We start from the raw sequence: 24455 nt of genomic DNA on the forward strand, positions 1-24455 counted from the left end.
CGGGCTGTTGATTGCAATCGATAGCACTGTTGATCCGTATCAATCTCCCTTGTTTTTTTTGCCTCAAGGTCTTGGGCGTAGTTCTCTAAAAAACAACCACTCCTGAAGGGGGAATCATGTCCAACGCTATCGCCACCACCTTGCCGCGTCCGCGCGGTGCCGAACATTCCATGCCCGATTTCGTCGTCCGCCGCATGGATGAACACTATGTGACGCGGATCGAAGAATTATTGGGCGGCGAGCATCCGCACGCCTGGCAGCCCACGCCGGTCGACGCGATCTTTTTAGCCGGCAACGACTACCTGTGCCTGGCCGGCGAGCCGGCGCTGGTGCAGGCGCAGCTGCGCGCGCTGCAGAACAGCCAGGGCGAGCTGCTGATGTCGGCCGTGTATCTGCAGGAGGGCAGCGCCCAGCACCGCCTGGAGCGCAAGTTCGCCGCCTTCATGGGCGCCGAGGACGCCATCCTGGCGCAGTCCGGCTGGGCCGCCAACGTCGGCCTGGTGCAGTGCCTGGCCGGCCCCGGCATTCCGGTCTACCTGGACATGCAGGCGCACGCCTCGTTGTGGGAGGGCGCGCAGTCGGCCGGCGCGCCGGCCGTCTCCTTCCTGCACAACGACATGGCGCACCTGCGGCGCCAGCTGGCCAAGCACGGCCGCGGCATCATCGTCGTCGATTCGCTCTACAGCACCAACGGCAGCCTGGCGCCGCTGGCCGAGCTGGCCGAGCTGGCCGAGCGCAGCGGCAGCATTCTGATCGTCGACGAGTCGCATTCGCTGGGCACGCACGGCCCGGGCGGCGCCGGCCTGGTGGCGCAGTGGGGGCTGGGCGAGCGGGTGCACTTCCGCACCGCCTCGCTGGCCAAGGCCTTCGCCGGGCGCGCCGGTATTATTAGTTGTTCGAGCAAGTTCAAGGGCTACTTCCTGTCCGAGTCGCGCCCGGCCATCTTCAGCTCCTGCCTGCTGAGCCACGAGCTGGCCTGGTTCGACGCCGCCCTCGACTTCGTCGCCGGCGCCGACGGCCGCCGCGCCGCGCTGCACCGGCAGACCCGCCTGATCCGCGACAGCCTGCGCCAGCTGGGCTACAACGTCGACGACGGCAGCGAGCAGATCATCGCGCTGGAGGCCGGGCCGGAGCCGAAGACGCTGGCGCTGCGCAAGGCGCTGGAGCGGCACGGCGTCTACGGCGCCATGTTCTGCGCGCCGGCCACGCCGAAGAACCGCTCGCTGGTGCGGCTGACGCTGAACGCCGGCCTCAAGCCGGCCCAGGTCAAGCAGTTGCTGGCGGCCTGCGCGGACATCCGCGACGAGGTCGGGCTGGAGGGCTGGTCGTCGACCCGGCGGCTGCGCCGGCTGGCGCTGGTCTAAGGGCAGGTCGGGCCGGCGCCGCGCCGCGCGGCGGCTCGACGCGGCGCGGCGCGGGCGCCGGATGGCGGCGACGGCCGGGCCGGCCTTGCGCTATGATGGCGGCTATGACAGAACCTCAATCCCTCTATGAAGTGATCGGCGGCGAGACGCGCGTGCGCGAGATGGTCGACCGTTTTTATGACCTGATGGAACTGGAGCCGGAGTTCGCGCTGCTGCGCTCGGCGCACCCGCCGACCCTGGACAACGCGCGCGACCGCCTGTTCTGGTTCCTCACCGGTTGGATGGGCGGGCCGGACGCCTACGTCGAGCGCTTCGGCCACCCGCGCCTGCGCGCCCGCCACATGCCCTTCGCCATCGGCACGCAGGAGCGCGACCAGTGGCTGCGCGCGATGGCCTGGGCGATGGAGGACGTCGGCGTGGCCGAGGGCCTGCGGCTGCGTCTGATGGAGTCCTTCTACCAGACCGCCGACTGGATGCGCAACAAGCCGGACTAACCCAGCCCCCTCCATATGAACCAAATCGAATTCTATGTCCTGCTGACCGTGGCCGTGGTGGTGCTGGCGCTGCAGATCGTCGCGCTGCTGCGCGGGCGCCAGGGCGGCGGCGGCGCCGAGCTGTTCGAACGCATCGAGCGGGTCGAGCGCGAGGTGCGCATGCAGTTGCAGGCCACCGCCCAGGCGACCCGGCAGGAGATGGGGCAGAGCCTGGCGCAGGCCCACGCCGCCACCGTGCAGCAGCTCGACGGCATGCGCCGGCAGATCGAAACCCAGGGCCAGAGCGGCCGCGAGGAACAGGCCGCCAGCCTGAAGCGCTTCGGCGAGACCATGCGGCAGACCCTGGCCGGCCTGACCGAGTCGAACGCGGCGCGGCTGCTGGAGGTGCGCGCCACCCTTGAAACCAAGATCCGCGAGCTGCAGAGCGACAACGGCGCGCGGCTCGAGGAGATGCGCAAGACCGTCGACGAGAAGCTGCACGCGACCCTGGAGACGCGCTTGAGCGAATCGTTCAAGCAGGTCTCCGAGCGGCTCGAGCGGGTGCACCAGGGCCTGGGCGAGATGCAGCAGCTGGCGCTCGGCGTCGGCGATTTGAAGCGGGTGCTGACCAATGTGAAGACGCGCGGCACCTGGGGCGAGGTGCAGCTGGAGATGCTGCTCGAGCAGGTGCTCACGCCCGAGCAGTACGGCAAGAATATCGAGACCATCGCCGGCAGCGGCGCGCGCGTCGAGTTCGCGCTCGAGCTGCCCGGCCACGTCGAGGGCGGCGCGCCGGTGTGGATGCCGATCGACGCCAAGTTCCCCAAGGAGCAGTACGAGCGCCTGCTCGACGCCGCCGACCGGGCCGACGCCGACGGCGTGGCGCTGGCCGGCCGCGAGCTGGAACGCGCCGTGCGCGGCGAGGCCAAGACCATCGCCGAGAAGTATCTGTCGCCGCCGCACACCACCGATTTCGCCATCCTGTTCCTGCCCACCGAGGGCCTGTACGCCGAGGTGATGCGCCGGCCCGGCCTGGCCGACGACCTGCAGCGCGAACAGCGCGTCAGCATCGCCGGGCCGTCGACCCTGTCGGCGCTGCTCAACAGCCTGCAAATGGGCTTCCGCACGCTGGCGCTGGAAAAGCGCTCGTCGGAGGTGTGGCAGGTGCTGGGCGCGGTCAAGACCGAGTTTTCCAAGTTCGGCGACGTGCTGGCGGCCACCAAGACCACGCTGGAACGGGCCGCCAAGAACATCGAGTCGGCCGAGGTGCGCAGCCGGCAGATGGCGCGCAAGCTGAAGTCGGTGGAGGCGCTGCCGAGCGAGGCGGCGCAGCTGCTGCTGGGGCCGGAGATCGACGCCGCCGACCTGGAACTGAACCAGGAACTGAACTAGCAACTGAACAAGCACCGCACCCGCCGCACGAATCACCGCAAGACGCCGCACGAGTACCACGCACAAACAGAGCTGCATCAACGTAGCCATTTAGCGGAGACCATCATGCCCAGTCGTAGCTTCGATTTCTCGTCCAGCGGCATGCCCGCTGTCCAGCGCAACAAGATCGTCAGCGCGGCCGACGCGGTCGGCTTGATCCGCGACGGCGACACCATCGCCACCGGCGGCTTCGTCGGCGTCGGCTTCGCCGAGAACATCGCGGTGGCGCTGGAGCAGCGCTTCCTGGCGGCCGAGGGCGGCGGCCACCCGCGCGGGCTGACCCTGATCTACGCGGCCGGGCAGGGCGACGGCAAGCATCGCGGCCTGAACCACCTGGCCCACGCCGGCATGCTCAAGCGCGTCGTCGGCGGCCACTGGGGCCTGGTGCCGGGCCTGCAGAAGCTGGCCACGGCCAACCAGATCGAGGCCTACAACCTGCCGCAGGGCGTGATCAGCCAGCTGTTCCGCGACATCGCCGCCGGCAAGCCCGGCCTGCTGACCCACGTCGGCCTGGACACCTTCGTCGACCCGCGCCACGGCGGCGGCAAGATCAACGCGCGCACCACCGAGGAGCTGGTCGAGCTGACCACGCTGGGCGGGCGCGAGCAGCTGTTCTACAAGGCCCAGCCGATCCACGTCGGCATCGTCCGCGGCACCACGGCCGACGCCAACGGCAACGTGACCATGGAGCGCGAGGCGCTGACCCTGGAGGCGCTGGCCATCGCCATGGCGGCGCACAACTCGGGCGGCATCGTCATCGTCCAGGTCGAGCGCATCGCCGAGCGCGGCACGCTCAATCCGCGCCAGGTGAAGATCCCCGGCATTTTGGTCGACTGCGTGGTGGTGGCGGAGAAGCCGGAATACCATATGCAGACCTTCGCCGAGCCGTACAGCGCGGCCTTCGCCGGCGAGCTGCGCGTGCCGCTGCACGCGCTGGCGCCGATGACGCTGGGCGAGCGCAAGATCATCGCCCGCCGCGCGCTGATGGAGCTGCGCCCCAACAGCGTGGTCAACCTGGGCATCGGCATGCCGGAGGGGATCGCGGCGGTGGCGGCCGAGGAGAAGCTGCTCGACCTGCTGACCCTGACGGCGGAGCCGGGCGTGATCGGCGGCCTGCCGGCCGGCGGCTTGAACTTCGGCGCCGCCACCAACGCCGACGCCATCATCGACCAGCCCTCGCAGTTCGACTTCTACGACGGCGGCGGGCTCGACGTGGCCTTCCTCGGCCTGGCGCAGGCCGACCGCCACGGCAATCTGAACGTCAGCAAGTTCGGCGAGCGGCTGGCCGGCGCGGGCGGCTTCATCAACATCAGCCAGAACGCCAAGAAGGTGGTCTTCGTCGGCACCTTTACCGCCGGCGGCTTGAAGGTGGCGGTGCGCGGCGGCCTGCTGCGCATCGTGCAGGAGGGCCGCTCGATCAAGTTCGTCGACGAGGTCGAGCACCGCACCTACAGCGGCGCCTACGCGCTCAAGCGCGGCCAGAGCGCGCTGTACGTCACCGAGCGCTGCGTGTTCCGCCTGATGGAGCAGGGGTTGGAGCTGGTCGAGGTGGCGCCGGGCGTCGACCTGGAGCGCGACATCTTCGCGCGGATGGGCTTCCGGCCGCTGCTCAGCCCCCAGTTGAAGACGATGGACGCGCGCATCTTCGCGCCGGCGCCGATGGGCTGGCGCGTCAACTTCCTGGCCCAGCCGCTGGCGCAGCGGCTGTTGTACGATCCGCGCCAGCAGGTCTTCTTCGTCAACTTCGCCGGCTTCGAGGTGGCCGACGCGGCCGCCATCGAGGCGATCCGGCAAAAGGTGGCGGCGCTGCTGGAACCGCTCGGCCACAAGGTGCCGGCGGTGATCAACTACGACCACTTCTCGATCACGCCGGAGCTGATGGACGACTATGTGGCGATGGTCAACGGCCTCACCGAGCGCTTCTACAGCAAGGTGACGCGCTACACCCACAGCACCTTCATGCGCGCCTGCCTGGGCAACGCCTTCCGCCGCATCGAGAAGAACCGGCGCTGTTCGCCAGCGCGGCCGAGGCGATGTCGCGCCTGCGCGGGCAGGGCGAGGGCGAGGGCGGCGAGGCGGAGCGCGGCGACGGTTGAGGCGCGCCGCCGTCCGGCCTTAGACCAGGCCGTCGAACAGCACCACGTCGACCAGGTCGCCGGCGGCGACGTTGCCCTGCTCGTCGTGCAGCACCACCATGCAGTTGGCCTCCGACATCGAGCGCAAAATGCCCGAGCCCTGCGAGCCGGTGATGCCGACCTGCGGCCGGCCGTCGGCGTCGCTGCCGAGGATGCCGCGCTGGTACTCGGTGCGGCCGGGCTTCTTGCGGATCGCCGTGGTGGAGCGCACGCGCAGCAGCGGCAGCGGCGATTCGGCGCCCATCATGCGCAGCAGCGCGGCGCGGGCGAAGAAGTAGAACGACACCATCACCGCGACCGGATTGCCGGGCAGGCCGAACAGGAAGGCGCTGTGGTTGTTCGAGCTGATCTTGCCGAAGGCCAGCGGGCGGCCGGGCCGCATGCCGATCTTCCAGAAGGTGACGTCGCCCAGCGCCGCCATGATCTGCTTGGTGTAGTCGGCGGCGCCGACCGAGACGCCGCCGGAGGTGACGATGGCGTCGGCGTTCTCGCAGGCGCTGCGCAGCGCCGCCTCCAGCTCCGCCGGGTCGTCCTTGACGATGCCCATGTCGATCACCTCGCAGCCGAGGCGCTGCAGCATGCCGTAGATGGTGTAGCGGTTGCTGTCGTAGACGCAGCCGGCGTCTAGCGTCTGGCCGATCGAGCGCAGCTCGTCGCCGGTGGAGAAGAAGGCCACGCGCAGGCGGCGCCGCACGGCCACCTCGGCCAGGCCGAGCGAGGCGATCAGGCCCAGGTCGGCCGGGCGGATGATCTTTCCCCGTTTCAGCGCGGGCGTGCCGGCCATCAGTCCCTCGCCCTTGAAGCGGCGGTTGTCGCCGGCGCGGATCACGCCGGGCGCGATGGTCACGCCGGCGTCGTTGACCAGCGCGGCGAGCTCCTGCGGCAGCACGGTGTCGCAACCGTCCGGCATCACGCCGCCGGTCATGATGCGCACGCACTGGCCGGGGCCGACCGTCAGCGCGTGCGGCCGGCCGGCCAGGATGGTGCCGACCACGCCGTAGGTGACGGGCGCGTCGCCCGGCAGGTCGGCGCCGCGCAGGGCGTAGCCGTCCATCGCCGAGTTGTCGTGCGCCGGCACGCTGATCGGCGAGACGATGTCGGCCGCCAGCACGCGGTCGAGCGCGCTGCGCAGGGCCAGCTGTTCGACCGCCTCGATCGGCGTGATGAACTCGCCGATGATGCGCTGGGCGTGGCGCACCGGCAGCGCCTCCGGGTCGTAGTCGGCCAGGCAGCCGACCACCTGGGCCAGCGTCGGCGCGTTGGCCGGCGCGCCGTGCTCGTACTGCTGCAGCTCGCCCAAGGTGTTGATGTTGCGGAAGGCGGCGGCGTCGTCGAACAGCACCTCGGCGACGCGGATCGCGCCGTACCAGCCGTCCATGCGGCGGTTGCCGCTGTCGAGGTAGGCGCTGAGCTGGGGCAGCAGGCTGGTCTTGAGCAGGCTGAACACCGGATGCACCTGGCGCCGCAGCCGGCCGGACTCGTCGACCTCCATGGTGACGGCGACGGCCAGGTCTGCGTCCTGTTCGCTCAGCGCCTGGTGCAGCCGGGCCGCCAAGTCGTCGGGCAGGAAGGGCGAGTCGCAGGGCACGCTGAGCAGCAGCGGCGTGTCACAGTGGCGCAGGCCGGTCTGCAGGCCGGCCAGCGGGCCTTCGAAGCCGCCCAGTTCGTCCGGCCAGACGGGGGTGCAGTAGCTCTCGTAGGCCGGCAGGTTGCGGTTGGCGTTGATGGCCACGCCGGCCACCTGCGGCGCCAGCCGTTGCAGCACGTGGGCGACCATGGCCATGCCACGGAAGGGTTGCAGGCCTTTGTCGACCCGGCCCATGCGGGTGGCGCGGCCGCCGGCCAGGATCAGGCCGCTGATGGTGTGTTTGAATGGCAAGCTATCCCCCGATGTAAGACATTTCGACTTTGTTGGCGCGGCCGGACAGGCCGCTGGTATTGATGGTGCGTAGTTCCGAATAGCGGTCGGCGCGGCCGCGCCACAGGCCGGCCAGCACGCTGCCGATCTCGGCGTCGTTGTTGCCGCCGCGCAGCAGGGCGCGCAGGTCGTGGCCGCGGCTGGCGAACAGGCAGGTGTACAGCTTGCCCTCGGTCGACAGTCTGGCGCGCGAGCAGTCCTTGCAGAAGGCCTGGGTGACGCTGGAGATCAGGCCGATCTCGCCGCCGCCGTCGAGGTAGCGCCAGCGCGCCGCCGTCTCGCCGGTGTAGTTGGCGCCCAGGGGTTCGAGCGGCAGCTCGGCGTGGATGCGCCGCGCCACCTCGGCCGAGGGGACCACCTCGGCCATGTTCCAGCCGTTCGAGGCGCCGACGTCCATGTATTCGATGAAGCGCAGGATGTAGGGCGAGCCTTTGAAGTGGCGCGCCATCGGCACGATCTCCTGGTCGTTCATGCCGCCCTTGACCACCATGTTGACCTTGATCGGGCCGAGGCCGACCTGGTGCGCCATGTCTATGCCCTTGAGCACGTCGTCGACGGCGAAGTCGACGTCGTTCATGCGCTTGAAGGTGGCGTCGTCGAGCGAGTCGAGCGAGACGGTGACGCGGCGCAGGCCGGCGTCCTTGAGCGACTGCGCCTTGTGCGCCAGCAGCGAGGCGTTGGTGGTCAGGGTCAGGTCGAGCGGGCGGCCGTGCACGGTCTTCAGCTCGGCCAGCATGCCGACCAGCCTTTCGATGTTCTTGCGCAGCAGCGGCTCGCCGCCGGTCAGGCGGATCTTTTCAACGCCGTGGGCGATGAACAGGCGCGCCAGGCGGGTGATCTCCTCGAAGGACAGCAGGGCGCCGTGCGGCAGGTAGTCGTAGTCCTTGTCGAACACCGCCTTGGGCATGCAGTAGACGCAGCGGAAGTTGCAGCGGTCGGTGACGGAGATGCGCAGGTCGTGCAGCGGCCGGGCGAGCTGGTCCTCGACGCGCCCGGTCGGTGCCTCCAGGATCGCGGGGACGGCCGGCGCCTGGGCGCGGCTGTCGGACACTATGATGATTTTTTCAGCCATGAATTCGCAATGTTACCGCTTGGAACGTACAAATGGAAAGCCCGGAGATCAAGCCTAAGTTGAATACGATAGCACGAGGCCAGCCAGCGCACAGGCCAGCAACAGTTTGATGGTGCCGACCTTGAAGCGCAGCAGGGCGACGCAGGCGGCCGCGCCGATGGCGACGGCGGCGAGGTCGCCAGCGCGGCGCCGGAGTTTCCAGCCGGAAAACGTGCTCGCCGAAGAACAGCGCCAGGCTGACGATGACGCCGACCACGGCCGCCGAGATGGCGGTCAGCGGCGCCGTCATGCGGATGTTGTCGCGGCTGGCCTCGACCAGCGGGCCGCCGGCCAAAATGAAGACGAAGGACGGCAGGAAGGTGAAGAAGGCGGCCACCGCCACGCCGGCCGCGCCGGCCAGGCCGAGCACGGCGCCGGGCGCGGCCTGGCCCCAGGCGCCGACGAAGCCGACAAAGGCGACGATCATGATCAGCGGGCCGGGCGTGCTTTCGCCCAGCGCCAGGCCGTCGATCATCTGCGGCCCGCTCAGCCATTGGAAATGGTCGACCGCGCCCTGGTAGACGTAGGGCAGGACCGCGTAGGCGCCGCCGAAGGTCAGCAGGGCGGCCTTGGTGAAGAACCAGCCCATCTGCGCCAGCACCTGGCGCGGCCCGTACAGCCCGGCCAGCAGCAGCCAGGCGGCCAGGCCCAGCGCGGCGCCGGCCAGGGCGACGCGGACCAGGCCGGCCCAGGAAAAGCGGGCGTGGGCCGGCGTCGGCGTGTCGTCGTCGATGATGGCCGGGCCGTAGGAGGTCTTGCGGTCGGGATGCTGGCCGCCGATCTGGAAGAAGCGCGGCCAGAACCTGCCGCCGACCAGGCCGAGCAGGGCGGCGCCGAGCACGATGGCGGGAAATGGCAGGTGTAGCACGGCGATGGCGGCGAACGCGGCCACGGCGATGCCGGCCAGGGCGGCGTTCCTCAGCGTGCGCGAGCCGATGCGCCAAGCCGCCGCCAGCACGATGGCGACCACCGCCGGCTTGATCCCGTAGAGGATCGCGGCGACGGCGGGAACGCTGCCGAATGCCATGTAGATCCACGACAAAGCGATCAGGATCAGCAGCGATGGCAGCACGAACAGCACGCCGGCGATAATCGCGCCGGGTGTGCGGTGGAGCAGCCAGCCGATGTAGACGGCCAACTGGGTCGCCTCCGGGCCGGGCAGCAGCATGCAGTAATTGAGGGCGTGCAGGAAGCGTTGTTCGGAGATCCAGCGGCGCTTTTCCACCAGTTCGCTGTGCATCATGGCGATCTGGCCGGCCGGGCCGCCAAAGCTGATGAAGCCGAGTTTGAGCCAATACCAGAAGGCGGTGCGCAGGGAGACGGGGGCGGGGCGTTGCGGCGGCGGAGCCTGGCTCATGGTTGCTTCTTGTTGGAGGGGGGCCGGTTGGCGGATGCGGCCAGTGTAGCGTGGATGCCCCGGCCTGACAAACGTTCGCCACCGGCTTGAGCTATGTTCCTATCCCGATGTTCGTTGGCCGAACATCGGGGCGGTCGGCGGCGCTTTGGTTGCGGGATGCGCGAACTTTCTGGCCGGAACGAAAAAAGGGGAAGCACCTGGCTTCCCCTTGTCGTTGCGCCGGCCGGGACGGACCCGGCCGGCTAGTCCGCTGGCTTAATTGCGGGTGTTGATTTGCACCAAAGGCTCTTCCGCTTGCTGTGGCAGCGCCTTGCGTTCGCGTGGAACGCGGGCCGGTGCGACTGCCTTGGCGGCGGCTTCCTGCGCGGCGCGCAGTTTGGCCGGGTCGGTCGCCGCCAGGGTCAGGCCGGCGGAGCCGAGCACCGCCTGCAGGTCGATCGGTGCCGACGGTGCCACTGGGGCGGCGGTTGCGACCGGAGCGGCGACGGGGGCGGCAACCGGTGCTGCTGGTGCCGCGACAACCGCGGGGGCCGGAGCGTCGACGACGGCTGCCACTGGGGCGGCTTCGACGACCACCGGGGCTGCCTCGGCAACGACTGCAGCCGCTTCCTCGACAACGACAGGGGCTTCGACCACGGCTTCGACCACGGTTTCGACCACAGCCGGTGCCACCACCACGGCGGCGACAGGCTCGGCTACCGGGGCGGCGGCTTCCACCGCGGCTTCGACCACTGCCTCGACAAGCGGCGCGGCTTCCACTTTGGTTTCCGCAACGACTGCTGGCTTCTCGGCAACTACGGCTTCGACCGGCGCGGCGGCTTGCTCGGCGACGGCTTCCACCACCACGGCCGGTGCTTCGGTCGCTGCGGCCGGCGCGCTTGCCTCGTTGGCTTCCGTGGCGACGGCTTCGACGGCCGGGGCGACGGTGAAGCTGATCACGGGAGCGTTGTCGCCGGCTTCGCCAGCTTCATGCGCTTCACCGTTGACGCCGCCTTCTTGGCCTTCTTCGCCGCCTTCGCGTTCACGACGGTTACGGTTGCGGCCGCCGCGACGACGACGACGGCGTGGCTCGTCGCCTTCGCCCGCTTCGCCATCTTCGCCTTCAGGGCCGACGTTGGCGGCCGGCTTCAGGGTCACTTCGATAGCCTCGCCGACCACAGCGACGAGCGGTGCGCTCAGCGCCACGTCGGCGCCGACGGCGACTGCCGTCAATGCCAGCTCTTCGGTCTTGACTTCGCCCACCGGCTTGTCGCCGCGCGGTTCGCGCGGTGGACGCGGGGTGCGTTCGGCGCGCTCGGGACGTTCAGGGCGCTCGGCGCGTTCGCGTGGTGCCTGGCCTTCGACGGCCTGGCCTTCACGCGGTTCGCGCGGTTCGCGCGGTGGGCGCGGCGGACGGGCCGGACGGCCGGTGGCGTCGACCGGCTTGGCGGCCTCGTCGGCGACTGGGCGGGCGGCGCCCGGTTCGCCTTCGCGACCCGGTTTGCCGTTGCGGCTGCGGCCGCGCGGGCCACGGCCGTTGCGGTCGCCACGGTCGGCGGCGGCGCCGGCTGGCGGCGCCTTGACCACGATGGTCGGGGCGGTCGGCATGGCCGGGCTCGTCGGTTTGGCGCGGAAGATGCTGAACAGTTTCTCGAAGAAACCTTGTTCGGCGACAACAGGCGCGGCGACCGGAGCGGCCTTGACCGTCTCGGCCGGCTTGCGCTCGACCAGCGGGGCCGGCTGGTCAGGGGTGATGGTCTTGACCATGGCTTCCTGGCGCGGCTTGGCTTCTTCCTTCTGGCGCTTGCTGTAGGCCATGTCGGTCTCGGCCTGCTCGGCCAGGGTGTAGCTGGCCTGGCTGTCTTCCAGACGCGGGTCGTCGTGCTTGATGCGCTCGAGCTTGTAGTGCGGCGTGTCGAGGTGCTTGTTGGGGATCAGGATCACGCTGATGCGGTGGCGGTTCTCGATCTTCAGCACTTCGCCGCGCTTCTCGTTGAGCAGGAAGGCGGCCACGTCGACCGGTACTTGGACGTGGATGGTGGCCGAGTTTTCCTTCATCGCCTCTTCCTGGATGATGCGCAGCACTTGCAGGGCGGACGATTCGGTGTCGCGGATGTGGCCGGTGCCGGAGCAGCGCGGGCAGGTCACGTGCGAGCCTTCGGACAGCGAAGGACGCAGGCGCTGGCGCGACAGTTCCATCAGGCCGAAGCGCGAAATCTTGCCCATTTGCACGCGGGCGCGGTCGTGGTGCAGCGCGTCCTTCAGGCGCTGTTCGACTTCGCGCTGGTTCTTCGCCACTTCCATGTCGATGAAGTCGATGACGATCAGGCCGCCCAAGTCGCGCAGGCGCAGCTGGCGCGCCACTTCCTCGGCGGCCTCGCAGTTGGTGTTGAAGGCGGTGGTCTCGATGTCCGAGCCACGGGTGGCGCGCGCCGAGTTGACGTCGACCGAGACCAGGCCTCGGTGTGGTCGATGACGATGGCGCCGCCCGACGGCAGCGGCACGGTGCGCGAGTAGGCCGTTTCGATCTGGTGTTCGATCTGGAAGCGCGAGAACAGCGGCACGTCGTCGCTGTAGCGTTTCACGCGGTGCACCATGTCGGGCATCACGTGGCTCATGAACTGGTGCGCCTGTTCGTAGATGTCGTCGGTGTCGATCAGGATCTCGCCGATGTCGGGCTGGAAGTAATCGCGGATGGCGCGGATCACCAGCGACGATTCCTGGTAGATCAGGAAGGCGCCGGAGGCCGACTTGCCGGCGCCCTCGATGGCGCGCCACAGTTGCATCAGGTAGTTCAAGTCCCACTGCAGCTCGTCGACGTTGCGGCCGATGCCGGCGGTGCGGGCGATCACGGACATGCCGGCGGGCAGGTCCAGCTTGTCCATGGTTTCGCGCAGTTCCTGGCGCTCCTCGCCCTCGACGCGGCGCGACACGCCGCCGCCGCGCGGGTTGTTCGGCATCAGGACCAGGTAGCGGCCGGCCAGCGAGACGAAGGAGGTCAGCGCCGCGCCCTTGTTGCCGCGCTCTTCCTTCTCGACCTGGACCATGATCTCCTGGCCTTCGCGCAGGGCTTCCTTGACGGAGGCGGTGCGCACGTCGACGCCTTCACGGAAGTACGTGCGGGCAACTTCTTTGAAGGGGAGGAAGCCGTGGCGGTCTTCGCCGTAGCTGACGAAGCAGGCTTCGAGGGAGGGTTCGATGCGGGTGATGACACCCTTGTAGATGTTGGACTTGCGCTGTTCGCGTCCGGCGGTTTCGATGTCGATGTCGATCAATTTCTGACCGTCGACAATCGCTACGCGCAGTTCCTCTTGCTGCGTAGCATTAAACAACATGCGTTTCATTTTTTTAACTCCGCGACCCGGGGGCCATCTCAATGCCGCCCCCGTGGGAGCGGCGAAGTACAGGGATATACGCGAGAATTAAAATGGTTGCGGTGGGTATGCCCTGATGTGCGGCGCAGCGACGCGGAGGTCGCGGCCGCAACTGGGCGCATGAGGTCGATCGACATGCCGAGTGCACGCATCACCTGCGACTCATCCATGCAGCCCGAAAAGGTCGGGGCGGAGAATGCAGGCGGTGAGCAAATCGATGAGCCAAAACCTGGCCAGGCTTACATATTACAACTTCGACAACTAGGCTTGTTTCAGCCCTCCGTCATTAGCTTGCAACAAAGCATGGGGTTTGGCGAAAACGGCAAGCGTTATCAACTTCATCAACCAGCGAGCACGGCTCTTGACCGTGCTTGCCGGACTTATCCTTACAATCCAAACATTCTAATCCAGCACTCTTGCCCGCAATCCGATTACAACAACGGTGCAACCTTGATTCGCGCAGGGGTGGTGCGTATACATTTTTTCCTCTGAATTTGCAATTTGGCGAGGCCAGTGGAGACGCCCCTGTGTAAAATGTGCTTTTATTCTTACACTTGCCGCAGCTAGAACCGCAGCAAAACAATTATATATTCAAAATGAAGGACTTAGAGAGATTTTCTGGGAAGACAGAGCAAATGAAGATGCAAAACGATGTTGTTCCCCCTTCAACTGTAGTTCAGCCGCAAGCGCAGTTCGTCACTATCACTGAAGAAGAGGCCGGTCAGCGGATCGATAACTACCTGTTGCGTATATGCAAAGGCGTGCCGAAAAGCCACGTCTACCGCATCCTGCGCTCGGGCGAGGTGCGTGTCAACAAGGGCCGCATCGACCAATTGTACCGTTTGGTACAAGGCGATGTGGTGCGCATTCCGCCCGTGCGCATCGCCGAAAAGGCCGAGGTCAACGTGCCGGCCGCCGAATTCAAGATCATCTTCGAGGACAGCCACCTGCTGGTCATCGACAAGCCGGCCGGCGTCGCCGTGCACGGCGGTTCCGGCGTGTCCTTCGGCGTCATCGAACAGCTGCGCGCCTCGCGGCCGGACGCCAAGTTCCTCGAACTGGTGCACCGGCTCGACCGCGACACCTCCGGCCTGTTGTTGCTGGCCAAGAAACGCTCGGCCTTGACCAACCTGCACGAGCAGATGCGCGACGGCCTGACCGACAAGCGCTACCTGACCCTGGTGGCGGGCGACTGGAAGAACGCGCGCCAGCACGTCAAGCTGCCGCTGCACAAGTACACCACGGCCGAGGGCGAGCGCCGCGTCGCCGTGCAGGCCGACGGCCTGCCGTCGCACACGGTGTTCTCGCTGCTGCGCAAGTTCGCCCAGTTCGCCCTGCTCGAGGCCGAGCTCAAGACCGGGCGCACGCACCAGATCCGCGTCCACCTGTCCTCGTCCGGCTTCGCCATCGCCGGCGACGACAAGTACGGCGACTTCGCGCTCAACCGCGCCCTGCTCAAGGCCGACGCCACGCGCGGCGCGCTCAAGCGGATGTTCCTGCACGCCCACCAGATCACCTTCACCCACCCCGACACGGGCAAGAGCATGACGCTGAACGCGCCTTTGGCCGCCGAATGTGAGCGTTTCTTGTTAAGCTTGGGGAAACCGATCAATTAATACTATTGGACCGGGAGGCCGCCGCGCGCAGACCCATGGCGCATGGAACGTCGCGGCCGTCCCGTCCAGCCCAGACAAACAAGGAGCCGGCGGCGCCAGCCGTCGGGAAACATGGCAAGAAAGCAATTCGACCTCATCGTCTTCGATTGGGACGGCACCCTGATGGACAGCACCTCGACCATCGTCAAATGCATCCAGGCGGCGGCCAAGCCTCGGCCTGCCGATTCCGGCCGACCACGCCGCCGCCCACGTCATCGGCCTCGGCCTGGCCGAGGCGATGCAGGCGGTGATGCCCGACATCGATCCGAAATACTATCCGCGCATGGTGGAGCGCTACCGCTACCACTACCTGTCGCGCGACCACGAGCTGACCCTGTTCGACGGCGTGCGCGAGATGCTCGACGAGCTGTCGCAGCAGGCCTATTTCCTCGCCGTGGCGACCGGCAAGAGCCGCGTCGGCCTGAACCGCGCCTTGAACGCGGCCAAGCTGCTGTCGATGTTCGACGCCACCCGCTGCGCCGACGAGACCTTCAGCAAGCCCCATCCGGCCATGCTGCAGGAGTTGACCCGCGAGCTGGGCCAGGACCTGAAGCGCACCGTGATGATCGGCGACACCAGCCACGACCTGCTGATGGCCAACAACGCCGGCGCCGCCGGCGTCGCCGTGCAGTACGGCGCCCATCCGCCCGAGCAGCTGGCGGCCTGCCAGCCGCTGTACTCGGCGGCCAGCGTGGCCGAGCTGCGCGCCTGGCTCAACGAGCACGCCTGATGGCCGCCGCCGCCGACGCCATCCTGGTCTGCGCCGCCGACGCCGTGCTCGAGGGCGGGCGCGGCGTGCGCTTCCCCGTCACTGCCGGCGGCGAGGACGGCACCGGCTTCGTGGTGCGCTACGGCGGCCGGGTGTTCGGCTATTTGAGCCGCTGCGCCCACGTGCCCATCGAGCTCGACTGGGCCGAGGGCGAATTTTTCGAATCGAGCGGCCTGTATCTGATGTGTTCGACCCACGGCGCGATCTACGTGCCGGAGAGCGGCTTTTGCGCCGGCGGCCCCTGCAAGGGCGGCCGCCTGCGCCCGATCGCCGTCGAGGAGCGCGAACAGAACATATATTGGCAGCCCGACGACTATGTGCGGCCCGTGCGCGCCTGAGCGCCGGCCGTGCCGAACCGACCAACCACTAGAAGCGACTTATGAGTGATAACACGAGCGACAGCGCCGGCGCCAACCCGGCCAACGAACACCATCCGGCCGCCGCCGGCGCGCCGGGCCAGCCGGCCAAGGCGGCCGCCGTCTGGGAGCGCGAGGTGCTGGAGAAGCTGGTGTTCGCCACCCTCAGCGAACAGCGCGCGCAGCGCCGCTGGGGCATCTTCTTCAAGGCGCTGACCCTGCTGGTGATCATGTTCGGCCTGGCCGCCTACTTCGACTTCAGCCTGAGCGGCACCGACGCCGAGGCGCTCGGCCGCCACACCGCGCTGATCGAGATCGACGGCGCCATCGAGGCCGAGGGCAGCGGCGCGGCCGCCGTGGTGATCCCGGCGCTGAACAAGGCCTTCTCCGACAGCGGCTCGGTGGCGGTGGTGCTGCATATTAATAGCCCGGGCGGCAGCCCGGTGCAGGCCGGCATGATCGTCGACGAGATGAACCGCCTGCGCAAGGGCTATCCGGGCAAGCCGCTGTACGTGGTGGTCGACGAGATCTGCGCCTCCGGCGGCTACTACATCGCCGCCGCCGCCGACCGCATCTACGTCAACCAGGCCAGCATCGTCGGCTCGATCGGCGTGTTGATGGACGGCTTCGGCTTCACCGGCATCATGGACAAGGTCGGCGTCGAGCGGCGCCTGTTGACGGCCGGCGAGAACAAGGGCTTCATGGACCCGTTCAGCCCGCAGTCGGACAAGCACAAGCAGCACGCCCAGGCGATGCTCAACGAGATCCACCAGCAGTTCATCCACGTCGTGCGCGCCGGTCGCGGCAAGCGTCTGAAGGAAACGCCGGAGATGTTCTCCGGCCTGTTCTGGAGCGGCGCCAAGGCGGTCGACATGGGCCTGGCCGACGCCTACGGCAGCGTCGACAGCGTGGCGCGCGACATCGTCCACGCCGAGGACATCATCGACTACACCCAGCACGAGGGTCTGCCCGAGCGCGTGCTGAAGAAATTCGGCGCCGCCATGGGCGCCGGCGCCTTCAAGTCGGCCTACCAGGCCGCCAAGCCGCGCCTGCAATAAGCGGCGGCGGGCCGCGCCGGCCGCCACGGTGGCGGGCGGCGCGTCGCCGTCGCATTTATATTGCAATCGGCGCCGCGGCGGCGGCGCGCGGCCGTCAATAGTGGCGGCGCCTTAACATTATCAGGATGGCCTCGATGGGCCTTGTATATTCCGCAGGGTGGACTATAGTGGTTTTGTAGTTCTTTCCAAGGGAGGCCGATATAAACAGTTTATCTTGTTGTCAGCACGATCTTGAAGTCAGTCAGACGGAACTACTCAACCTCATCATTGATGCGGAGTAGAGAGAATTTCGATTCCTCGTAATGCGTCCCGCAACGGGACGGAAGACAGCGGCCATGCCGCTGTCTTCCTTTGCGCGCGCGCTTTGCGCGGCGCGGCGACGAGGCGGGCGGGGGCGCTCAGGCGCCGTCGATGCAGCTCAGTTCGGGTGGCGCCGGCTTGCGCAGCAAGGCCTTGTTGGCTTGCTGGGCCGGCTTGGCGCCCGCCAGGTCCGCCGGATTCCCCGGGCTCGCCAGGCTCTCCAAGCCTTCCACGTGCTCGGGCGGGCGGGCGGCGAAGCCGCCGGCCGCCAGCCAGGCGCAAAAATTGCGCTGGGTGTTGGCATGCCATTGGGTTTGGTGCGGCGCCAGCGTGGTCGCCACGCTCAGTTCGACCGGGGTGTTGCCGGCGCGCCAACGCGCCAATGCCAGGCTGGCCAGATGCAGCGCCGCCTGTTCGGTGGCCAATTGCCGATGCTGGTCCTGCGCCTGCGCCTCGTGGGCCCCGTGCGCCTGCTGTTCGCGGCCGTCCGCGCAGTCGGCGCAGCAGCTGTGTGGTTTGCTCTTCATACGGCATCCTTTGAAATCCAGCTTCAACGATTCCTATGCCCACCTTCACGTATTCCCAACGGGCGTTAGGCCGATTCCTAATGAAGTTTCAGTTTAACAATAAAAATCCTCAGGTACTTGATGTGCGTCAATGAAAAGCATGCATGCGGGGCGATCCCGGCGTCGCCCCGGCCCGCGCCGCGCCACCGCTGCGCCTTCACGCTCGCGGCGCCATCTGTTACAGTCTCGCCATGAGTAAATTATCCCTAGACCGCATCCTGCAATCGCAGGGCTTTGGCACCCGCAAGTACTGCCGCGCCCTGATCGACGACGGCGAAGTGAGCATCGCCGGCGTCACGCAAACCAACTACCGCAGCACCGTCGACACCGAGGGCTGGTGCTCAAGGTCTTCGACGAGGACTGGGTGTACCGCGAACACCTGTACCTGGCGCTGAACAAACCGGCCAATTTCGAGTGCTCGCGCAAGCCCAGCCACCACCCCGGCGTGCTGACCCTGTTGCCCGAGCAATTCACCTGGCGCGAGGTGCAGCCGGTCGGCCGGCTCGACCACGACACCACCGGCATGCTGCTGATGTCCGACGACGGCCCCTTCATCCACGCCCAGTCCTCGCCCAAGCGCCACGTGCCCAAGGTCTACCAGGCCACCACCCAGGAGCCGGTGACGGCCGAGCTGGTGGCCAAGTTGCTGGCCGGCGTGCAGCTGCACGACGAGCCGGCGCCGCTGGCGGCGCTGGTCTGCGTGCCGCGCGGCGAGCACCAGCTGGAGATCGTGCTGGAGCAGGGCAAGTACCACCAGGTCAAGCGCATGCTGGCCGCCGCCGACAACCATTGCAGCGCGCTGCACCGCTCGGCCATCGGCGGCCTGACCCTGGAGTCGCTCGGCCTGGCCGAGGGCGAATGGTGCTACTTGACGCCGGAGCAACTGGCGCTGCTGGCGCCGGCCGCCGGCTAGCGGGCCACCGGCGCCTCAACTTGGCGGCATTGCCGCCGCCCGGCGCCGCGTTTCCTTTCTGATCTGAATCCCATATGAAACTTGCAACAATCAAGGACGGCAGCCGCGACGGCCAGCTGGCCGTGGTGGCGCGCGACCTGAAAACGGCCCAGCTGGCCGACGGCATCGCGCCGACCCTGCGGCGCGCGCTGGACGACTGGGCCTTCATCGCGCCGCAGCTGGAGCAGTTGTACCGCGAGCTGAACCAGGGGCGCGGCCGGCGCGTCTTCGACTTCGATCCGGCCAACTGCATGGCGCCGCTGCCGCGCCCCTGCCAGTGGGTCGAGGCCGCGGCCTATCCCAGCCACGTCGAGCTGGAGCGCAGCGGCCGTGGCGCCGCCTCGCCCGAGGCGCCGGGCGACGAGCCGCCGATGGGCCAGGGCGGCGGCGAGCCGCTCGGGCCGCGCGACGACATCGCCCTGCTGCACGAGGAATGGGGCATCGACTTCGGCGCCGGCCTGGCCGTCATCAGCGACGACCTCGGCATGGGCGCCACGGCGGACCAGGCGCACCAGCAGATCCGCCTGCTGATGCTGGTCAACCAGGTGGTACTGCGCAATGTGCTGCCGGACGAGCTGGCCGGCGGCCTCGGTGCGCTGCAGTCGCGGCCGGCCGGCGCCTGCTCGCCGGTGGCGCTGACACCCGACGAGCTGGGCGACGCCTGGCAGGGCGGCAAGGTGCACCTGGCGCTGCGGGCGAGCTGGAACGGCAAGCTGGTCGGCCAGGCCCAGGCCGGCGTCGACATGGCCTTCAACTTCGCGCAACTGCTGTCCCACCTGGCCAGGACGCGCCAGGTGCGCGCCGGCGCCGTGCTGGCCGGCGGCGTGGTGTCGAACCGGGGCGGCAAGCGCGGCTACTCCTGCATCGCCGAGCAGCGCGCCCTGGAGCTCGCCGCCAAGGGCCGCGCCGCCACGCCCTACCTGGCGTTCGGCGACAGCATCCGCATCGAGATGCTCGACGGCGACGGCAAGTCGCTGTTCGGCGCCATCGAGCAGAACGTGGCGCAGGCCGTGGCGCCGGTCGACCCGCGCCGCGGCCGTTGACGGCGCCGGCCGGCGCGCCCGACGGCCCCGGTCCGTTTGCCTTATTTCCAACAGGAAATTGTGAGCAGGCCGGGAAAAGGTCGCGTATTCGCCCGATGGCGGCGCGCCGCGCCGGCCGATAATGGCTGCTAACGAATCCAGGAGCAGTTGATGGCTGAAGACAGCGACGCCGAAAAGACCGAACCCGCGTCAGCGAAGCGCCTCGAGCAGGCGCGCGAAGAGGGCGACGTGCCGCGCTCGCGCGAGGTGGCCACCTTCACCGTGTTGATGACGGCCGGCGCCGGCCTGTGGATGACCGGCGGCGACATGGTGCGCCAGCTCAGCTCGGCCCTGGTGTCCGGCCTGGCGCTGGACCGCGAACAAGTCTTCAATTTCGACGTGCTGGGCACGCGCATCCTGACCGACGTCAGCCGCGTGCTGCTGGCCTGCCTGCCGCTGGGCGCGGCCGTCATGCTGGTGGCGCTGGCCTCGCCGCTGTTGGTCGGCGGCTGGCTGTTCAGCGGCAAGGCGGTGGCCCCCAACCTGATGAAGCTGAACCCGATGCGCGGCCTGGGCAACATGGTCTCGACCAACGCCCTGGTCGAGCTGCTCAAGGCGATCGCCAAGACCCTGGTGGTCGGCCTGGTCGCCTGGCTGGTGGTGCTGGCGCAGAAGGAGGCCGTGCTGGGCCTGATGGTCGAGCCGCTCAAGCTGGGCACCGTGCACATCCTGAACATGATCGGCAGCAGCTTCCTGTTCATCGTCGGCGCGCTCGGCCTGATCGCCGCCATCGACGGCCCCTACCAGATGTGGCACTACGCCAACAAGTTGAAGATGACGCGCCAGGAGGTGATCCAGGAGTCCAAGGAGGCCGACGGCAATCCCCAGGTCAAGGCCAAGATCCGCCAGCTGCAGCGCGAGATGGCCAAGCGCCGCATGATGGCCGACGTGCCCACCGCCGACGTGGTGGTGACCAACCCGACCCACTACGCCGTCGCGCTGAAGTACGCGGACGGCGCGCGCGGCGCGCCGCGCGTGGTGGCCAAGGGCAGCGACGAGGTGGCCGCGAAGATCCGCGAGATCGCCAGGGAAAACAATGTCGCGCTGCTGGAGGCGCCGGCGCTGGCGCGGGCGCTGCACAAGCACACCGAGATCGGCGACGAGATCCCCGAGGCGTTGTACGCCGCCGTGGCCGAGGTGCTGGCCTACGTCTTCCAACTGCGCAGCTTCAGCAAGAACGGCGGCCACAAGCCCGACAAGCCGGCCAAACTCGAGGTGCCGCCCGAGCTCGATCCGCTCAACCCGGCCGCCCAGAAGGGGCGCGACGACATGAATAACCAGGGAACCACACCATGAACAGCTTTATGAGCAGCATCCGCCTGCCGTCCTGGATGGGCGGCATGTCCGGCGCCGCCAGCAAGAGCCTGGCCGCGCCCATCCTGATCATCATGCTGCTGGCGATGATGGTGTTGCCGCTGCCGGCCTTCATCCTCGACATCTTCTTCAGCTTCAACATCGCGCTGGCCATCGTGGTGCTGCTGACCAGCCTGTACACGGTCAAGCCGCTCGACTTCATGGCCTTCCCGACCATCCTGCTGATCTCGACCATGCTGCGCCTGTCGCTCAACGTCGCCTCGACCCGCGTCGTGCTGACCGAGGGCCACAACGGCCCCGACGCCGCCGGCAAGGTGATCGAGGCCTTCGGCCACTTCCTCATCGGCGGCAACTACACGGTCGGTATCGTGGTGTTCATCATCCTGACCATCATCAACTTCACCGTCGTCACCAAGGGTGCCGGCCGGATCGCCGAGGTGGGCGCCCGCTTCGCCCTGGACGCCATGCCGGGCAAGCAGATGGCCATCGACGCCGACCTCAACGCCGGCCTGATCGGCGAGGCCGAGGCGCGCAAGCGGCGCAGCGAGACGGCGCAGGAGGCCGAGTTCTACGGCGCCATGGACGGTGCCAGCAAGTACGTGCGCGGCGACGCCGTGGCCGGCATCCTGGTCACCGTCATCAACGTCGTCGGCGGCCTGCTGGTCGGCCTGCTGCAGCACGACATGGCCTTCGCCGACGCGCTGAAGAACTACACCCTGCTGGCCATCGGCGACGGCCTGGTGGCGCAGATCCCCTCGCTGGTGATCTCGACGGCGGCCGGTATCGTCGTCTCGCGCGTGGCCAGCGAGCAGGACATCGGCACCCAGGTGATCGGCCAGCTGTTCGCCAAGCCGCAGGTGCTCTACATCACCGCCGCCATCGTCGGCGGCATGGGCCTGATCCCCGGCATGCCGAACCTGGTGTTCCTGCTGTTGGCCGGCGTGCTGGCCGGCTCGGCCTACCTGATGTCGCGCAGGGCGGGCGGCGCCGACGCCGCCGCCGCCGATCCCGCCGCCGAGGCGCCGCCGGCGGCCGCGCCGGAGCAGGAGGAGGCCAGCTGGCAGGACATCATGCCGGTCGACACGCTGGGGCTGGAGGTCGGCTACCGCCTGATCCCGCTGGTCGACAAGACCCAGGGCGGCGAGCTGCTCAAGCGCATCAAGGGCATCCGCAAGAAGTTCGCCCAGGAGGTCGGCTTCCTGGCGCCGCCGGTGCACATCCGCGACAACCTGGAGTTGAAGCCGTCGGCCTACCGCATCACGCTCAAGGGCGTCGAGGTGGGCAACGGCGAGGCCTTCAACGGCCAGTTCCTCGCCATCAACCCGGGCATGGCCAGCGGCACGCTGCCCGGCCTGGTGACCACCGACCCGGCCTTCGGCCTGCCCGCCACCTGGATCGACGCCGCGCTGCGCGACCAGGCCCAGGGCATGGGTTACACCGTGGTCGACGCCGGCACCGTGGTGGCGACCCATTTGAACCACCTGATCACCAGCCACGCCTCCGAGCTGCTCGGCCGCGCCGAGGTGCAGTCGCTGCTCGACCACCTGGGCAAGGACGCGCCGAAACTGGTCGAGGAGCTGGTGCCCAAGCTGGTGTCGCTGTCGACCCTGCAGAAGGTGCTGCAGAACCTGCTTGCCGAGGGCGTGCACATCCGCGACATGCGCTCGATCATCGAGACCCTGGCCGAGCACGCCGTGCACATCCAGGCCCCCAACGAGCTGACCGCGCTGGTGCGCATCTCGCTGGGCCGGGCCATCGTGCAGCAGCTGTTCCCCGGCGCCGCCGAGCTGTCGGTGATGACCCTGGACAACCGCCTGGAGCGGCTGCTGATGCAGGCGCTGGCCGCCAGCGGCGCCGACGGCGCCGGCATCGAGCCGGGCCTGGCCGACACCATCGCCCAGCAGGCCCAGCAGGCCGCCGCGCAGCAGGAGGCGCTGGGCTTGACGCCGGTGCTGCTGGTGCCCGGTCCGCTGCGCGCCCTGCTGTCGCGCTTCCTGCGCCGCGCCCTGCCGCAGTTGAAGGTGCTGTCGCACGCCGAGATCCCGGAGAGCAAGACCATCCGCGTCACCGCCCTGGTCGGCGCCCAGCCGGCCTGATCCGGCCGGCCCGCCGCGCCGCCGCGCCCGGCCTTGCGCCAGGCCGGGGCGGGGCGGCGCCGTTCGGCTAGACTGGCCCCATGGCCACCCCGGACGACGACTACGACAGTCCCTGGAAGAGCGCCGTGCTGCGGTATTTTCCGGAGTTCATGGCGTTCTATTTCCCGCAGGCGCACGCCGCCATCGACTGGTCGCGGCCCTACGCCTTCCTCGACCAGGAGCTGGCCCAACTGGTGCGCGACGGCGAACTGGGCCGGCGCCGGCTCGACAAACTGGTGCGCCTCGCCACCGTGGCCGGCGCCGAGCAGTGGGTGCTGCTGCACTTGGAGGTGCAGGGCCGGCGCGAGTCCGCCTTCGCCGAGCGCATCTTTTGCTACAACTACCGCGTCTACGACCGCTACCGGCGGCCGGTGGCCAGCCTGGTGCTGCTGGCCGACCAAGCGGCGCGCTGGCGGCCGGGTTCCTTTTCCTATCGCTTGTTCGGCTGCCGGGTGGGGATCGACTTTCCGGTGGTGAAGCTGATGGACTATGCGGATCGCATCGAGCAGCTGTTGTGCGATGCCAACCCCTTCGCCTTGCTCACGGCGGCCCATCTGTTGACGCGCCAAACCAAGGGGCAGGCGCATCGCCGGCGCGCGGCGAAATGGCGGCTGACCAAGCTGCTGTATCAGCGCCAGTGGGACAGGCAGCGTATCATCGACCTATATAGCGTGATTGACTGGTTGATGCGTCTGCCGCCGGACATGGAAGCGCGCTTGTGGCGGGGTATTGTTCAGATGGAGAGGAGAGAGGCCATGCCTTACATCACTTATGCTGAAAGAATCGGTCGCAAGATCGGTCTGCAGGAAGGATTGCAGGAAGGGCGGCAGGAAGGGCGGCAGGAAGGACTGCAGGAAGGGTTGCAGCTGGGCCAGCGCCAAATGGTCGAACTGCTGGCGCGCCAACTGAACAAGCGCTTCGGCACCTTGCCGCCACAGTTAGGCGAGCGCCTGGTAGTGGCCGACAGTGAACAACTGGGCCGCTGGGCCATGGCCCTGCTCGACGCCGCCAGCCTCGACGAGGTCTTCGGCGACAAATAGTTTCCCGCCGCCGCGCCCTGTTCTGGCGGCCCCGGCGCCGGGGCGGCGAAATGCGGCCCCTTTCCGGTCCTGTTCCAGCGATCGTT

14 protein-coding genes and 5 pseudogenes are annotated in these 24455 nt (G+C 68.3%); 14 read left to right on the forward strand and 5 right to left on the reverse strand.

Annotated elements, in window-relative coordinates; genetic code table 11:
• Nucleotides 1-116 precede the first annotated feature (116 nt).
• The 4 genes and pseudogenes from cqsA to QC826_RS05225 all read left to right on the forward strand — a co-directional run bounded on the left by cqsA (nucleotide 117) and on the right by QC826_RS05225 (nucleotide 5364).
• Nucleotides 117-1364, forward strand: coding sequence for an alpha-hydroxyketone-type quorum-sensing autoinducer synthase (cqsA, locus tag QC826_RS05210; protein ID WP_279764694.1), 1248 nt, complete (start codon nucleotides 117-119; stop codon nucleotides 1362-1364).
• Nucleotides 1365-1459: 95 nt separating this feature from the next.
• Nucleotides 1460-1858, forward strand: coding sequence for a group II truncated hemoglobin (locus QC826_RS05215; protein ID WP_279766389.1), 399 nt, complete (start codon nucleotides 1460-1462; stop codon nucleotides 1856-1858).
• A gap of 15 nt (nucleotides 1859-1873) precedes the next feature.
• The gene (rmuC, locus tag QC826_RS05220) at nucleotides 1874-3229 is read left to right on the forward strand and encodes a DNA recombination protein RmuC (protein ID WP_279764695.1); all 1356 of its coding nucleotides are present in this window, start codon (nucleotides 1874-1876) and stop codon (nucleotides 3227-3229) included.
• 105 nt (nucleotides 3230-3334) lie between these two features.
• Nucleotides 3335-5364 (forward strand): annotated as a pseudogene (locus QC826_RS05225) (acyl CoA:acetate/3-ketoacid CoA transferase).
• 19 nt (nucleotides 5365-5383) lie between these two features.
• Here QC826_RS05225 and glp read toward each other — a convergent pair.
• From glp to QC826_RS05245, 4 genes and pseudogenes are all read right to left on the reverse strand, one after another.
• Complete coding sequence (glp, locus tag QC826_RS05230) at nucleotides 5384-7282, reverse strand: gephyrin-like molybdotransferase Glp (protein ID WP_279764696.1); 1899 nt, start codon at nucleotides 7280-7282, stop codon at nucleotides 5384-5386.
• 1 nt (nucleotide 7283) lies between these two features.
• Complete coding sequence (moaA, locus tag QC826_RS05235) at nucleotides 7284-8393, reverse strand: GTP 3',8-cyclase MoaA (RefSeq protein ID WP_279764697.1); 1110 nt, start codon at nucleotides 8391-8393, stop codon at nucleotides 7284-7286.
• Between the two features lie 54 nt (nucleotides 8394-8447).
• Nucleotides 8448-9789: pseudogene (gene chrA / locus QC826_RS05240) on the reverse strand (chromate efflux transporter).
• A 255-nt stretch (nucleotides 9790-10044) separates the two neighbouring features.
• Nucleotides 10045-13112 (reverse strand): annotated as a pseudogene (locus QC826_RS05245) (Rne/Rng family ribonuclease).
• Between the two features lie 150 nt (nucleotides 13113-13262).
• On the opposite strand from QC826_RS05245, the gene QC826_RS05250 reads away from it, so the two are divergent.
• From QC826_RS05250 to QC826_RS05270, 5 genes and pseudogenes are all read left to right on the forward strand, one after another.
• Entirely contained in the window at nucleotides 13263-13634 is a 372-nt protein-coding gene (locus QC826_RS05250) for a hypothetical protein (RefSeq protein WP_139236302.1), read from the forward strand.
• Between the two features lie 104 nt (nucleotides 13635-13738).
• A complete protein-coding gene (locus QC826_RS05255) occupies nucleotides 13739-14758 on the forward strand; it encodes an RluA family pseudouridine synthase (protein WP_409567770.1) in 1020 nt (339 codons plus the stop codon).
• Nucleotides 14759-14869: 111 nt separating this feature from the next.
• A pseudogene (locus QC826_RS05260) lies at nucleotides 14870-15527 on the forward strand (HAD-IIIA family hydrolase).
• Nucleotides 15527-15904, forward strand: a complete 378-nt coding sequence (locus tag QC826_RS05265; RefSeq protein WP_279764698.1) for a Rieske (2Fe-2S) protein — start codon at nucleotides 15527-15529, stop codon at nucleotides 15902-15904. Before QC826_RS05260 ends, QC826_RS05265 begins: the two are co-directional and overlap by 1 nt.
• 41 nt (nucleotides 15905-15945) lie before the next feature.
• Nucleotides 15946-16980: a S49 family peptidase gene (locus tag QC826_RS05270; RefSeq protein WP_279764699.1), complete on the forward strand. Its 1035-nt coding sequence runs from the start codon at nucleotides 15946-15948 to the stop codon at nucleotides 16978-16980.
• A 398-nt stretch (nucleotides 16981-17378) separates the two neighbouring features.
• Here the strand turns inward: QC826_RS05270 and QC826_RS05275 are convergent, their stop codons facing one another.
• Entirely contained in the window at nucleotides 17379-17807 is a 429-nt protein-coding gene (locus QC826_RS05275; protein ID WP_279764700.1) for a hypothetical protein, read from the reverse strand.
• 230 nt (nucleotides 17808-18037) lie between these two features.
• On the opposite strand from QC826_RS05275, the pseudogene QC826_RS05280 reads away from it, so the two are divergent.
• From QC826_RS05280 to QC826_RS05300, 5 genes and pseudogenes are all read left to right on the forward strand, one after another.
• Nucleotides 18038-18759 (forward strand): annotated as a pseudogene (locus QC826_RS05280) (pseudouridine synthase).
• 74 nt (nucleotides 18760-18833) lie between these two features.
• Nucleotides 18834-19841: a fumarylacetoacetate hydrolase family protein gene (locus QC826_RS05285; RefSeq protein ID WP_279764701.1), complete on the forward strand. Its 1008-nt coding sequence runs from the start codon at nucleotides 18834-18836 to the stop codon at nucleotides 19839-19841.
• A 150-nt stretch (nucleotides 19842-19991) separates the two neighbouring features.
• The gene (flhB, locus tag QC826_RS05290) at nucleotides 19992-21176 is read left to right on the forward strand and encodes a flagellar biosynthesis protein FlhB (protein ID WP_279764702.1); all 1185 of its coding nucleotides are present in this window, start codon (nucleotides 19992-19994) and stop codon (nucleotides 21174-21176) included.
• A gap of 8 nt (nucleotides 21177-21184) precedes the next feature.
• Nucleotides 21185-23290, forward strand: a complete 2106-nt coding sequence (flhA, locus tag QC826_RS05295) for a flagellar biosynthesis protein FlhA (protein ID WP_279766390.1) — start codon at nucleotides 21185-21187, stop codon at nucleotides 23288-23290.
• 80 nt (nucleotides 23291-23370) lie between these two features.
• Nucleotides 23371-24369 (forward strand): DUF4351 domain-containing protein, encoded by a 999-nt coding sequence (locus tag QC826_RS05300; protein ID WP_279764703.1) that lies wholly within the window; start codon nucleotides 23371-23373, stop codon nucleotides 24367-24369.
• The last annotated feature ends 86 nt before the right edge of the window (nucleotides 24370-24455 follow it).

This window comes from Rugamonas sp. DEMB1 (assembly GCF_029834475.1).
GTDB lineage: Bacteria > Pseudomonadota > Gammaproteobacteria > Burkholderiales > Burkholderiaceae_D > Rugamonas > Rugamonas rubra.